Origin of the sequence: Streptococcus didelphis DSM 15616, from assembly GCF_000380005.1 — a bacterium.
GTDB classification, from domain to species: Bacteria; Bacillota; Bacilli; order Lactobacillales; family Streptococcaceae; genus Streptococcus; species Streptococcus didelphis.
Genome location: NZ_KB904189.1, coordinates 189400 through 202777 on the forward strand (window position 1 = coordinate 189400; position 13378 = coordinate 202777).

Consider the following 13378-nt stretch of genomic DNA (forward strand, 5'->3'; position numbering starts at 1 on the left):
TTAGCCACCTTCAAAGAAACTTATTTAGACTTTTTGGTCTTCTGTAAAAACTGCGCCTTTAATTCTTGAACACGCACTTTTTTGTCTGCTTTTTTATTAGTATTTTTCTCATGAAATTTCTCTACTTGCTGCATTCCTTTATAATCTAGTTGATATTTTCCCATTATTATTCTCTTTCTTTTTATATAGTAAAAGATTGCTTGCCTTAAGCAATCTTTTAAAAGGATACCATAGTTATGATGATTATCTAAAATGTTAAGTTTATGAATTAAATACCAGGATATTTGATGGTTGATCCATTCATATGTTTGACACGCGCAGCAATTTCCTTGTGTCGTCCATTAACCATAGGACGAGCTTGGGGATTCCCTAAATAACCACAAGTTCTTTTAACCACATCAACTGTTTTAGGATCACTATTGCCACAATTTGGACATGTAAAACCACGTTCAGTTGGTTTAAAATCACCTTCAAATTGACATTCGTAACATTTATCAATTGGAGTATTAGTTCCTAGATAGCCTACACGATCATAAGCATAATCCCAAACAGCCTCTAACGCTTTTGGATTTTGTTGTAAAACAGGGTATTCACAGTAATGAATGAAGCCTCCTGATGCTCCTGACTCTGGATAGATTTTTTCAAAATCTAGTTTCTCAAAAGGTGTTGGATTTTTTCGGACATCATAGTGGAAAGAATTAGTGTAATATTCCTTATCAGTAATATTTTCTACTACACCAAATTTCTCTGTATCCAAGCGACAAAAGCGATCAGTCAAGCTTTCTGACGGAGTAGAATATACTGAGAAATGATAGCCATATTCATTTGACCAGTCTTCACAAGCATTTTTCATAGCCTTAACAATAGCTACTGTAAAATCTTTTGCTTCTGGTGTTTTTTCCCATTCACCACCATAAAATACCGAAGCAACTTCATATAAACCAATATAGCCTAATGAAATGGTTGCACGTCTGTTTTTAAAGAGCTCATCGACATTGCCACTTTTTTCAAGACGTTTTCCAAAAGCGCCATATTGATAAAGGATTGGAGCATTGGCTGGACTTGCTTCTTTAACTCTTTCTACACGATAAACCAAGGCATCCTTACCTATAGAAAGCTTCTCAGTAAATAATTCCCAGAATTTATCCATATCACCATTTGATTCCATTGCGATACGAGGTAAATTTAAGGTTACAACACCTAAGTTCATACGACCAGAATTCACTTCAAGCCCCTGTTCATCCTTCCAGCCCTGTAAAAATGAACGACAGCCCATTGGAGCCTTAAATGAACCCGTTAATTCGATAATTTTATCATAAGACAGCATATCAGGATACATACGCTTGGTAGCACATTCTAAGGCTAATTGTTTAATATCGTAGTTAGGTGAATCTTCTTCTAGATTAAGGCCTCGCTTCAAGGTGAAGATTAATTTAGGAAAAATAGCCGTACGATGTTCACTTCCTAAACCTTTAATTCTGATTTGTAAAATAGCTTTTTGAATTTCACGTTCAAACCAAGATGTTCCTAGACCAAAACCTAAAGATGTAAAAGGTGTTTGTCCATTAGAGGTAAAAAGAGTATTAATCTCATATTCCAAGGATTGCATAGCATCATAGATATCTTTTTGAGTTTTCTCATAGGCATATTCTTCTTGTTTTTCCTCAACAACCCATTTTTTAGCGTCAGCCATATGTTTTTTATAATTTAGCTCTGCGTATGGAGCCAAAAACTCATCAATACGATCTGCTGTACAGCCTCCATACTGACTGGAGGCAACATTAGCGATAATTTGAGAAATTTGAGCAGTTGCTGTTTGAATAGATTTGGGACTTTCTACTTCAGCATTACCTATTTTAAAGCCATTCGAAAGCATTCCCTTAAAATCAATCAGACAACAGTTGGTCATTGGAGTATAGGGGCTATAATCCAAATCATGGTAATGAATATCTCCCTTTTGATGGGCATTAGCAACATGAGGAGGTAACATTTTTAAACCAATAGATTTTCCAACAATTCCTGCTGTTAAATCTCGCTGAGTATTAAAGACATCACTATCTTTATTTGCATTTTCATTAACAACTGACTGATCCTTGTTCAATAACTTATCAATAGAAAAATTGATATCCGTTGCCTGGGAGCGAGAAAAGTCACGCTGAGTACGATAGTTGATGTATTCTTTAGCAATAGCATATTCATTTGCTGCTAACAACTCATGTTCTACAATATTTTGAATCTCATAAATTTTGATATTAGTGGGGAAACGGTCACAGATTTCAGCAATGACACGTTCTGATATAGCTTCTAACTTTGCCTCAACCAATGGGGAGATCCTAGTGACTTCAACACTTGCCTTCAACAAGGCACTATAGATTTTTGTTGTGTCAAAGTTGACCATGCGTCCATCACGTTTTATTACTTTGATATCTGGCTGAACCATTATTTTTTCATTTTCGAGTGTCATCTTTACATTTCTCCTTACTGGACTATTATATCACTCGTTTTAAAAAAATCAATATCTTGTGTCAAGTTTTTTGCTCAAACACAAGATATTGATTTTTTATTATTTTTTTCTGTAAATTCGGAAGCTTGAGACGTCAATACTTCGAACAGGTTTATATTTTTTTCTAATGATCTTTTTAATTCTATCAGGTAATTTTTGGGTAGTATTAAGGACAATAAAATCTGCCTGATCCTGTAAAAGTTCATCCTCTAGTATTTTTTTATGACTATTTTTCTTAAAATTAACTGAAGGAGATGCTATTTGTGAAGCAACCTTTTTTTGGCTTTCTAAATAAATTTGCGAAGAAGTATCCCACACATAAATCTGCTGTGAATTCTTAACATTCTTAGCAAGATAAGAAGCCACTTGATGGCGACTTTGATGTAAATTGTGATTAGCAAGATAGGTGCGTCCTGACATTACAAGCGATACTATCAAGACTATCAAGGGAAGATAGCAATGTTTTGCAAAGTAAATCTTGACAATAGACCAAGTTCCTTTACTATGTTTAACTCCTCGGCGATGACTATTTGTCTGTAAACGCCTATCGTATTCCTTTCCTATTGGAATAGAGGTTAAAACAAGACCAAAAGGTAGGACATATAAAAGGACAGAAGTCGCATAATCCTGAGAAAAGATAGCAAGCACTGCATAAATACAAATCAGAGCAGAAAGAAGCCACTTGATAAAATGATCACTAGTTTCTCTATGATTTTTAAAATAATTAACCATTCCTGTTAACAATCCTAATCCAAAAACGAATGCTAATTGAACTAGAAAGGAAACAATAAGCGGTAAATCTCCAACTCTAAAATAAGAAAATTGATAACTTACTGCTTGAGATAAATAAGGACCCAAAATCTGAAGATTTAAGACAAAATAACCAGCTGTATAAAAGACTAATAACATGCCAAAAATAGCAGCTAGTAACTGATAACCCCCCCTAGCAAAATGCCTTTCTTTAATATTAAAAACAATAATAGCCACTATTGCCAAGGCCCAAAAAATAAGAGTTCTGGGTTCAACAAGCATAGATAAAGCTCCTGCAAAACCAAAGAGTACAAAAGCCTCATCTTTTACAAGATTAGCAAAATACTTTGTTAAAAACCATAAGGAAATTAAAACAAAAGGCAAGACAAATTGAAGGGGGTAGAGTCCTCCAAAACCAATTATAAGTATCATCAAATAAAATAGCAGACTAAAGGCAGATGCCACTTTTTGATGACCTGTAAAGTAATTTATTAATTTATAGAAATATAGACCTGATAAATAAAAGCAAATTCCCTCAATAAGAACTAACCACCAGCTGGTGCCCAAATAAAAACTTAATGCAATTAAGAAGAAATAGACCATACCCCCACTAGTAAAAACATCACTATAAGGAATCTGTCCCTTTGTAAGCATCATCCCGATATATAAATTCTGCGATTGCAAACCATTTGCGGCATCTAGAAAAAGAGGATTTGCAACACTAAAAAAGCTTGTAATTAAACTGAGAATAAGAATATGAATTTTATTTAAATGTGGAACTCTTGTTTCATATTTTGTGGTGTGTACAGTTGGTTCATCATCTATTTGTTGAACTTTATATCGACTTACAACTTCAGTATTTGTTTGACTCACTTGATATTCTCCTTGAAATGTCATACACCCAGTATATCATTTAACGCCTCAAAAAACTATATGAAAACAAATCAAAAAACAAGATGAGCCTCTAGCAGAATTCTTGCCAATTATAAGAAGAATGCTTATTAAATAAAAAAAATAGCCTGTGGCTATTCTCTTTATTCTTCATCCAAGAAACTGTTAAAGACTTCTTCAATCATATCCCATTCCGCATCTGAATCTTCGGGAATTGGTTGAAGATCTCCTTCAGTACCATCTTCATTTTCTGTAAATGAATAAGCTTGGATTTCAATTTCGCCTAATTCATCTTCTTCAGAACCAGCTGGAACTAAAAGAACATAGTTTTTTCCAAACTCTTCTTTTCCATCAATTGTAAGCAAAATTTCAAATAATGTTTCATTTCCTTGTTCATCAACTAGGGTAATTACTTCATGCGCGTGGTCATGTTCATGATTATGTGTCATGCTGTCTCCTTAATAGGTTTTATCTAAATAATTTTGTAAAATTAACTGAGCAGCTAATTTATCAATGACTTTTTTACGTTTTCCACGACTAATATCTGCTTGCTCAATGAGCATTCTCTCAGCTTCAACAGTCGTTAAGCGTTCATCTTGGTAAATAACAGGGATATTGAATATTTTCTCAATTTTTTCACCATAGTCTTTACTAGCTTCTACCCGTGGTCCACTGGTATTATTCATATTTTTAGGTAAACCAACGACAAATTTATCAACTTTATAATGTTCTACTAATTGTCTTAGTCTACCAAAACCAAAATCTTTCTTTTCTTCATCGATTTTTATGATTTCTAATCCCTGTGCTGTAAAACCAAGTGGATCACTTATAGCTATCCCAACTGTCTTTGAACCAACGTCAAGACCCATTATTCTCATTTAATGTTAATTCCATTTCCTTGTAAATAATAACGCACAAGCTCTTCAACGATTTCATCACGTTCATATTTACGAATCTGATTTCTTGCGTCGTTATATCTAGGTACATAAGCAGGGTCTCCACTCAGTACATAACCTACGATCTGGTTAATAGGATTATAGCCTTTTTCTTCCAGTGATTGATACACGGCCGTAAGAGTTTCACTAATGTCCTTTTTATCCCCGTCGTCTAATTTAAAGCGGACTGTTTCGTCTGTAAATCCCATACTTACACCTTCTTTCTAAACTAAGTGCTATGATTTATTATAGCTTATTTTTTAAGATTTAACAAGAAATCTAATTAAAGATAAAGAAAAAAAGCCCAAAATTTAGGCTTATTCCTATAGGGCAGCACGTAAGCGTGCTTCTGTATTTTCTATATTACGAATTGAGCGCGGTAAAAAGGCTCTGATATCATCTTCTTTATATCCTACTTGGAGGCGCTTATCATCAATCAAAATAGGACTCTTAAGAATTCGAGGATTGTCCTGAATTAAATCAATCACTTCATTGACACTTAATTCATCAATATTACAATTGAGAGCTTTAGCATAGCGGTTCTTCGACGACACAATACTTTCAACTCCATTTTCAGTTTTTGATAAAATCGCTAATATCTCTTCTTTTGAAAGTGGCTCTTTTCCTAAATTTTGTTCTTTATATGGGAGCTTATGTCCATTCAACCATGTTTTGGCTTTCTTACAACTAGTACAACTTGAAATCGTATATATCTTAATCATAGCGCTCTCACTTTCTATTTCGTGATATGTTCATTGTAACACAGTTTCACAGCATGAACATAGGTCTTTGGACCTATTTTAACCAAAAATACTCATTTTAAAGCTAAGTTTTGAATTTTTAATACAAAAATTCTAAAATAGCTGAACTTACTATATCTATTGTAGCTAGCTATCCTTATCTCAAGCTTAAAATAGAATTATCTCTAAGAACTCTCAGCAATAAAGCAAGTTAGCATCCTTCTGTGCTTATATTATTGTCGACTCCCAAACAAAAAATAATTACAATTAATTTAAGAAAGAACTCACCTACTCTTAAAAGTTGATACAGCTAACGTATATCAAGAACCCTTATTATCAGCTACATCTTCAAATGTTTTATTGCTTTTTCTATTAAGACTTTAAATCAAAAAAAGTCAAAGAAAAATAGGATTATATATCTCCTTAATCATTTTTCTTTAACCTAAGTTTATATAAAGTTATGTTAATCTTCAATTTCAATAGCATCATCCAACTCAAGAACTAGTTCATCTGAGGGTGATTTTTCTTCACTAATGGGTACTTTTACTTCACTTTCTTCATCCTCAATGAGGCCAACTTGTACACGAACCTTATGGTCAATTTCTTCAAACACTTCAGGATGATCAGCTAAGAATTTCTTAGCATTTTCTGAACCTTGTCCAATTTTTTCACCATTATAAGAGAACCAAGCACCAGCTTTTTGAATAATATCTAAATCTGAGGCAATTTTGACGAGTTCCCCTGTACGAGAAATCCCTTCTCCATACATGATTTCTACTTCAGCTACCTTGAAAGGTGGCGCAACCTTATTTTTAACAACTTTAATTTTTGTTTCTTTACCAATGCTACTATCTTTTTGGTCCCCTGTACCTTTAATTTGGGTATTTCCACGGACATCTAAACGAACAGAAGCATAGAATTTCAGAGCCCGTCCTCCAGGAGTTGTTTCTGGATTTCCAAACATAACACCAACTTTTTCACGTAATTGGTTAATAAAAATTGCAATTGTCTTGGTTTTATTAATTGATGCTGATAACTTACGCATAGCCTGGCTCATCATACGTGCTTGTAATCCCACATGACTATCACCAATATCTCCATCAATCTCCGCACGAGGAACTAAGGCAGCTACTGAGTCAATAACCACTAAATCAACTGCTCCCGAGTCAATAAGCTTACCAGCTATTTCAAGTCCCTGCTCACCAGAATCTGGTTGTGATAAAAGAAGCTCATCAATATTAACTCCCAATGCTGCTGCATAAGCAGGATCTAAGGCATGTTCAGCATCTATAAAAGCAGCAATCCCGCCTTCTTTTTGAGCTTGAGCTACAGCATGCAAAGCTACTGTTGTTTTACCTGAAGATTCTGGACCATAAATTTCAACTATGCGCCCTTTAGGATAACCACCCGCGCCTAGTGCCATGTCTAAAGCAAGACTTCCTGAACTCATTACCTGAACTTTTTGTTCTGCTCGCTCACCTAGTCGCATTACTGCGCCCTTACCAAAATCTTTCTCAATATTCTTTAAAGCATCATCAAGTGCTTTACGACGATCATCACCAAACTTTTTAGTGATGTCTTCAGTTTTTTTTATTTTTTTTGCCAATATTTTCTCCTCTATATAGGATATACTTAAGAAATAGCTCTGACCATACTTGGTGGATATTTTCTCATTATACCTAACTTACAATTATTATAATTATAGCAAATTTTCTGCTTTTAATAAAGTTTTACGAACCATATTAAAAGCATGTAAAGTAGCAATATAACGCACATCTGCCCTGCTTCGATGGCCAATTAAAACCTTTTGTGTTTCTACTTTATTTTTAGTAGCAAGACCAATGTAAACTGTCCCCACTAGCTGGTTTTCTAAAGAATTAGGACCTGCTACTCCAGTTAAACCAATAGCTATATCTGTCCCCATTAAACAACGTGCTTGACTAGCCATCTGCTCAGCAGTATAGGCACTTACAACACCATGCTCTTTTAATCCATCTAAAGAAATAGAGAGCATTTGAGCTTTATCTTCTAAACTATAAGTAACAAAACCACCTTTAAAAATCTGCGAAGCTCCTGAGAAATCTGCTAAACTTGCCTGAAACAGTCCAGCTGTTAAGCTCTCTGCAGCAGTTATGGTAAGATTATTTTTCTTTAATAATTCAAAAACAACTTGAGGTAAAGAATTTTCTTCCCCATATCCATAAAGGAAATTTCTGAGTAGTTTCCCCTCAGGCGTCTTAGTAGCAAGTAATTCTTCTTCTAGCTGTAATAGCTTCTTATCAGCCTCTTCTTTATTTTGAGCTTTTGTTGATAAGCGTAGCGTTACCTCTCCTGTTTTAGCATAGGGAGCAATGGTTGGGTCTACCTGCTTATCAATAAAATCTGCTATAAGAGTAGCTAGCTGACTTTCACCAATATCAAAAAAGCGTAAGACCTTAGAATACAATTTTGCATGTTTATTAGATAAAAGAGGAACCAATTCAGTATTCACCATGGGTTTTAATTCTCCCGGTGGCCCCGGCAAGACAACATAGGTAACATCTGCTACCGTTATCATCCCTCCTACTGCAAGTCCTGTTTTATTTGGTAAAGGAATTGACCCCTGAATCAATTGAGCTTGACGCTCATTATTTGGAGTCCTTACAAATTGTTCTCTGCTAGCAAAGAAATCATCTAATTTTTGACTAGCCTGCCTATCCAAAACTAATTCCCTACCCAAATAACTAGCCAAGGTTTGTTTGGTTAAATCATCTTCTGTTGGACCGAGCCCACCACACAGGACTACTAAATCACTTCGCCTAGTAGCAATATCAATCACTGAGAGTAAACGTTCTTTATTATCCCCAACAGCTGTTTGAAAATAAACATCAATTCCCAACTCAGCCATTTTTTCTGACAAAAATTGTGCATTAGTATTAACAATCTGTCCAGTCAAAATCTCCGTACCTACTGTAATAATTTCAGCCTTCATTTAACCACCTACTTATCTATTCGGAATCTAAATTCATTTTAACATAAAAGAAAGAGAAAACTTTTTTCTAAGTGTACATTTGAAATATACTGACCTTATAGTCGTTTTAAATTGATTTCTATAAATTCTCATCCTGATGTCATCAGCAAAATAATACAGCCCAGCTGATTTTTTATTAAAATTAGTCATAGCTTGATCAATATCTTTTTTTAATAAGAGCTGGAGCTTCTTATTAAAAGAAACTGATTATCTTTGTCTTGGTCATTATTGTTAGCTAAACAATAACCTGCTATTACCATTACAAAAATACTTACCACATAAAATAGTACTTTTTTCTCATTTTTTTCTCCTGATTATATTCATTAAAGACATTAAAATAATTTCGCCATCACTTGTAAAGGGTAACAAATTGATAAGATTGGAATAACAGAGTAGCTTGGAAAATAAGATCACAAAAGAGTCTCCTTTTAGAAAATAACCTAATGTAATCATAGATACTGGTGCTGATAAAGAGACCATTAAATTTTTTATATTAGAGTTTACGTTTTTATAATAAATAGCTGGCGAGAAGAGCTTCCACTTTATTCTTGGAGATAGATTACATAACAAAGTAACAAACAAAAAAATGTATTAACTCATGACAAAAGATAAGGGTAAAGAGCACTAGAAATAACTTTAAACTAAATACAAACACCTATTTTTTCGTCAAAAATACAGAAATTAATCCCCAGACAAGTACAAATCCTATAAAAACAGTAATAATTCTCGGTGTAAACCCAAAGACTGTGTAGAGACCTTCTCTAGTTTCTGTGCTTTTTATATATAAGCCCATTAAAGTCACCCTCTCCTCATTTTCCATTTGAAAAAGTTCAATTCCATAATCTATCAAAAATAAAAAGATCCATACCAAACTAGCATAACTAAATTGTTTTAGTAAAGTTCTCACGTAATTCCCTCTCTTTTTTATAACTAAGGCTAACAAAAATAGTAGTATAAGCAAGACCGGTACCATTAGCCAAAAAAATGATTTCAGTACAAGTAACATGGCTATAATCAGTAATACAAGTATCATAGATATTGTTTCATTGAGACTTCCTTCTGATTTAGGAAATAAAAAACCAATTATAAGTGAAGATAAAATCATCAAACAACTAAATAAAGTATTTTCTAAGCTTCCTCTTATAAAAACATCTAAACAGAATAAGGGCAATTGTAACACTAAAATAACTATTAGAAGAAGAAAAAAATTCCTTTCTAACCGTAATTCCTAAATGCTTATAAAAACACCTTACTCTTAAAGTAGAATAAGCATAAGTTAAAAATGTCAAACCCAGAAATGGTAAAAATGTAAGAAGATTACTCAATATAGTTTGAAAATCACTAATAACATAAAGATAAACTAACAAGTCTAATAGCCCACTTATAAGGAAAAGAAATAGCTTAGTCCTGTAAATTGCTGTGGTAATCATGTTACATACTGGTGGTAGATAAAGTCTTATGTAAGAACATTCTAAATAATGGTTATTATAATCTTCTTGAGGTAAGGACCACAATAGTGTACTTGATAATAAGAAAAATAAGAGGCAATAAAGACTAAGTAATTTTGGGCCATTAACAAGATGGGCTAAAAATTGTTCTATATAAAATCTTCCAAAATAAAAATAAGATATTAATAGAATAAAGTAAGGTAGAACAAAAAGGAGTGGATTTTGATAGGTACATATTTTTTTATTAAAAATATTAAATATCCAGGAACTAAGTAAATATCCCGTAAAAAAGGATAAATGACAAGATATAAATAAACTAATACCAATCTCTAAAGAGCCAATAACCTGTAAACCAGGAAGCATAACGATAAAAAATAACTCATGTAAGAAAGCTGCAATCCCTAGCTTAAAAAGCTTGATAGCTAGTTTTAAATCAGAAGTTTCATAAGGCAAAAGTTTAGCAATAAATAAGGAGCTCTTTTTGACTACTGAAACTGAAGCTAACAATATAAAAATCAATGCTCCTATAATTAAAGAAAGGTTATTATAACTAAGTACTGATAATTTAATAATTGATTGTAATTCAATTTCCGAGAAATAATTTCTTGAATGGTGTAATTTAGCAAATTCAACCGCATTAAGATAAAAGTAACCACCATAGCCAAGTAGGAAAAAAATAATTATTAGTTTTCTCAACCATCTGTTCTGAAAGATAGGTCTTTTTAAAATACCATGAAGAGAGTCATTCAGAAAAAGCTTGATGAGTTCCAAAATAACTTCGTAACTTTTCGAGTTTTGCATACGTTTCTCCTATCTCTTTAACCATTGAATAGATACCTTCAACCTTGCCTTCATAAGGAAGCAATCTTCCCTTTGACATAATGAAAATGTGATTTGGAAAACGAACTAGAGTATTAAAATCATGTGAAATAACAATAATACTTCTCTGATGCTTTTGATGATCAAATACCTCTTGTAACAATAAAACTGTATCAAAATCCAAACCACTAAAAACTTCATCTGCTAATATATATTTTGTATTTGAAGCTAAAGCAGCTATAATCTGAATCTTCTTTTTCAGTCCAAAAGAATAGGTTTCTAAAAGGTCAGTTATCATTTCTTTTAAATCAAACATATCCAACAAAATATCAATTAAATCGAAATTGCTTTGCTGATAGTGCTTCAAAATAAAGTCTAGATACTCTTTACCTGTCATATATTCAGGCAAGTAAAAATCTGACGGAATATAAAATACTTGCTGTTTATACTCTTTACTTCCTATCACATTGCCATCACAAGAAATTTCTCCACTTGTAAATGATAGCATATGAGCTAGAATATTCATTAGGGTCGTTTTCCCACATCCATTTGTTCCTACAATAACAGACACTCCACTATCTTTAAAAGATACATCTATTTTTGATAAAACTTTTTTATTTCCAAACGATTTTTCTAATCTATTAATATTAAGCATAGTATCTCTTTTTTATCGGTAAAGAAGATATTCTTAAGTAATTCTCTCCATAACTATTTACATGCAATTCTCATTTGACCTGAACGGGGCCAGTTATATTTGATATTAAAGGCAAAAGAATATCCACGACTAGTACAATACCATGCGTACAGGCCTATAGCTGCTAAAAATACTAATGCAACAACAACCCAAACCCATCTGTTCTCTATATTAACTTTATATTTTTTATTCAACCAAGAGTTATAGTCCCAGACAAATAAATATAAATGCTTTTGCAACTTTTCTCTTTAATTGCATAACATCACTTTCTCCATTCATTTTTCTTTCGGACTAGCTTGTAGTCTCCATTTGACATTTCCATTTTTAGTCCTTAATTATTTATTCGTAAAAATTTTTAAAAATAAGCTAAGCTGTTATTTTTTTGATTACATCTAAAAAAGCCATCGTCACCTTACGATAGCTTCTCTTTTGATTTTATTTAAAGTCACACTCTTCTTCATGATCATTGACTAGTCCCGCAGCTTGCATAAAAGAGTATAGGGTTACTGGCCCTAAAAATTGAAATCCTCGTTTTTTTAGGTCCTTTGATAATTTTAGAGATAAATCCGTTTGAGCTGGTGCAGGTTGTTCCGCGTTGACAAGGTTATCAATAGGTTTACTTCCTACAAATCCCCACAAATAAGCAGAAAAACTGCCAAACTCTTTTTGAATTTTTTGAACTGCTTTTGCGTTGTTGACAGTTGCTGTCAACTTCAACTTATGGCGGATAATGGATGAATTCTGTAAAGCAAAAGCCATTTCCTGATTGGTAAAATGGGCTACAGAGTCAATATCATAGTTATGAAATACTTGCTTAAAAGCTTTGCGTTTCTTCAAAACGGTTAGCCAAGATAAGCCAGATTGATAGCTTTCAAGGCAAAATAATTCAAACAAATCCCTGTCATCATAGATGGGTTTTCCCCATTCAAAATCATGGTATTCACAATAAAGTTTATTTTCTTCAGGTACCCAACCACAACGTTTCATGTGAAACCTACCCTTTCATTAACATTTTAAGAGCTAATTTAATATATTGTTCAGCTGTTTCATCTGTTCCTTCAAAAAATGTTCGTATTTTTTTAAGTTCATTGGCTTTATAACCTAATGCTAAGAGGGCTTCAATAGCTTCATCAAGTTGTTTGTTTAGACTACTATTTGTCTTTTTAACTTTTGTACCTTCTTGTGGAGCTTCAGCAAATTTACCTGCTAAATCAAGAATCATTTGTTGAGCTGTTTTTTTACCTATTTTAGGGAATTTCATCAAATACTTAATATCACTGTTATCAATAGCATTAACTAAGCCCTGATTGTCATCCACAGCTACGATAGCTAAAGCTGTTGTTGGACCAATCCCTGACACAGAAATTAGCTTTAAAAAAATAGTTTTCTCATCCTCGTTATGAAAACCAAATAAGAGATGGGCGTCCTCTCTTATGACCTGATGCAGATAAATTTTTACATCTTGCTTGACACTAACTGTAAAGCTGTAAGGATTTGCTACATAGATAATATAGCCCAAGCCGTTCGTCTCTACTACTATGTATTTGGCAGTAATTTTCCTTAACTGCCCTTTAATATAATCGTACAT

General features: G+C 33.1%; 14 protein-coding genes. All 14 read right to left on the reverse strand.

Features of this window, described 5'->3' with window-relative positions; translation table 11 throughout:
* Positions 1-20 precede the first annotated feature (20 nt).
* The 14 genes from A3GU_RS10305 to ruvA all read right to left on the reverse strand — a co-directional run bounded on the left by A3GU_RS10305 (position 21) and on the right by ruvA (position 13378).
* Positions 21-164: a hypothetical protein gene (locus A3GU_RS10305; protein WP_018366435.1), complete on the reverse strand. Its 144-nt coding sequence runs from the start codon at positions 162-164 to the stop codon at positions 21-23.
* Between the two features lie 104 nt (positions 165-268).
* Entirely contained in the window at positions 269-2464 is a 2196-nt protein-coding gene (nrdD, locus tag A3GU_RS0104925) for an anaerobic ribonucleoside-triphosphate reductase (protein WP_018366436.1), read from the reverse strand.
* 99 nt (positions 2465-2563) lie between these two features.
* Complete coding sequence (locus A3GU_RS0104930) at positions 2564-4126, reverse strand: hypothetical protein (RefSeq protein ID WP_018366437.1); 1563 nt, start codon at positions 4124-4126, stop codon at positions 2564-2566.
* A gap of 161 nt (positions 4127-4287) precedes the next feature.
* Entirely contained in the window at positions 4288-4593 is a 306-nt protein-coding gene (locus A3GU_RS0104935) for a DUF1292 domain-containing protein (protein WP_018366438.1), read from the reverse strand.
* Positions 4594-4602: 9 nt separating this feature from the next.
* A complete protein-coding gene (gene ruvX, locus A3GU_RS0104940; protein WP_040805417.1) occupies positions 4603-5022 on the reverse strand; it encodes a Holliday junction resolvase RuvX in 420 nt (139 codons plus the stop codon).
* The gene (locus tag A3GU_RS0104945) at positions 5019-5288 is read right to left on the reverse strand and encodes an IreB family regulatory phosphoprotein (protein WP_018366440.1); all 270 of its coding nucleotides are present in this window, start codon (positions 5286-5288) and stop codon (positions 5019-5021) included. The genes ruvX and A3GU_RS0104945 overlap by 4 nt, the downstream gene beginning before the upstream one ends.
* Before the next feature lie 114 nt (positions 5289-5402).
* Positions 5403-5801 carry a transcriptional regulator Spx gene (spx, locus tag A3GU_RS0104950; RefSeq protein ID WP_018366441.1) on the reverse strand — a complete coding sequence of 133 codons (399 nt, stop codon included), beginning with the start codon at positions 5799-5801 and terminating at the stop codon, positions 5403-5405.
* A 481-nt stretch (positions 5802-6282) separates the two neighbouring features.
* Positions 6283-7425 (reverse strand): recombinase RecA, encoded by a 1143-nt coding sequence (recA, locus tag A3GU_RS0104955; RefSeq protein WP_018366442.1) that lies wholly within the window; start codon positions 7423-7425, stop codon positions 6283-6285.
* A gap of 93 nt (positions 7426-7518) precedes the next feature.
* Entirely contained in the window at positions 7519-8790 is a 1272-nt protein-coding gene (locus tag A3GU_RS0104960) for a competence/damage-inducible protein A (RefSeq protein WP_018366443.1), read from the reverse strand.
* 694 nt (positions 8791-9484) lie between these two features.
* Entirely contained in the window at positions 9485-9736 is a 252-nt protein-coding gene (locus A3GU_RS10210; protein ID WP_026216451.1) for a hypothetical protein, read from the reverse strand.
* 205 nt (positions 9737-9941) lie between these two features.
* Complete coding sequence (locus tag A3GU_RS0104970) at positions 9942-11078, reverse strand: hypothetical protein (protein WP_018366445.1); 1137 nt, start codon at positions 11076-11078, stop codon at positions 9942-9944.
* Positions 11020-11751 (reverse strand): ATP-binding cassette domain-containing protein, encoded by a 732-nt coding sequence (locus A3GU_RS0104975; protein ID WP_018366446.1) that lies wholly within the window; start codon positions 11749-11751, stop codon positions 11020-11022. The genes A3GU_RS0104970 and A3GU_RS0104975 overlap by 59 nt, the downstream gene beginning before the upstream one ends.
* Positions 11752-12225: 474 nt before the next feature.
* On the reverse strand, positions 12226-12777 hold the full coding sequence (locus tag A3GU_RS0104985; RefSeq protein ID WP_018366448.1) for a DNA-3-methyladenine glycosylase I: 552 nt from the start codon (positions 12775-12777) through the stop codon (positions 12226-12228).
* A 7-nt stretch (positions 12778-12784) separates the two neighbouring features.
* Complete coding sequence (gene ruvA / locus A3GU_RS0104990; protein ID WP_018366449.1) at positions 12785-13378, reverse strand: Holliday junction branch migration protein RuvA; 594 nt, start codon at positions 13376-13378, stop codon at positions 12785-12787.

What these genes read in the sequence shown, in the direction of transcription:
- A3GU_RS10305 (WP_018366435.1), bottom strand. Translation starts at nt 164, where the DNA reads ATGGGAAAATATCAACTAGATTATAAAGGAATGCAGCAAGTAGAGAAA.
- nrdD (WP_018366436.1), bottom strand. Translation starts at nt 2,464, where the DNA reads ATGACACTCGAAAATGAAAAAATAATGGTTCAGCCAGATATCAAAGTA.
- A3GU_RS0104935 (WP_018366438.1), bottom strand. Translation starts at nt 4,593, where the DNA reads ATGACACATAATCATGAACATGACCACGCGCATGAAGTAATTACCCTA.
- ruvX (WP_040805417.1), bottom strand. Translation starts at nt 5,022, where the DNA reads ATGAGAATAATGGGTCTTGACGTTGGTTCAAAGACAGTTGGGATAGCT.
- A3GU_RS0104945 (WP_018366440.1), bottom strand. Translation starts at nt 5,288, where the DNA reads ATGGGATTTACAGACGAAACAGTCCGCTTTAAATTAGACGACGGGGAT.
- spx (WP_018366441.1), bottom strand. Translation starts at nt 5,801, where the DNA reads ATGATTAAGATATATACGATTTCAAGTTGTACTAGTTGTAAGAAAGCC.
- A3GU_RS0104960 (WP_018366443.1), bottom strand. Translation starts at nt 8,790, where the DNA reads ATGAAGGCTGAAATTATTACAGTAGGTACGGAGATTTTGACTGGACAG.
- A3GU_RS0104970 (WP_018366445.1), bottom strand. Translation starts at nt 11,078, where the DNA reads ATGCAAAACTCGAAAAGTTACGAAGTTATTTTGGAACTCATCAAGCTT.
- A3GU_RS0104975 (WP_018366446.1), bottom strand. Translation starts at nt 11,751, where the DNA reads ATGCTTAATATTAATAGATTAGAAAAATCGTTTGGAAATAAAAAAGTT.
- A3GU_RS0104985 (WP_018366448.1), bottom strand. Translation starts at nt 12,777, where the DNA reads ATGAAACGTTGTGGTTGGGTACCTGAAGAAAATAAACTTTATTGTGAA.
- ruvA (WP_018366449.1), bottom strand. Translation starts at nt 13,378, where the DNA reads ATGTACGATTATATTAAAGGGCAGTTAAGGAAAATTACTGCCAAATAC.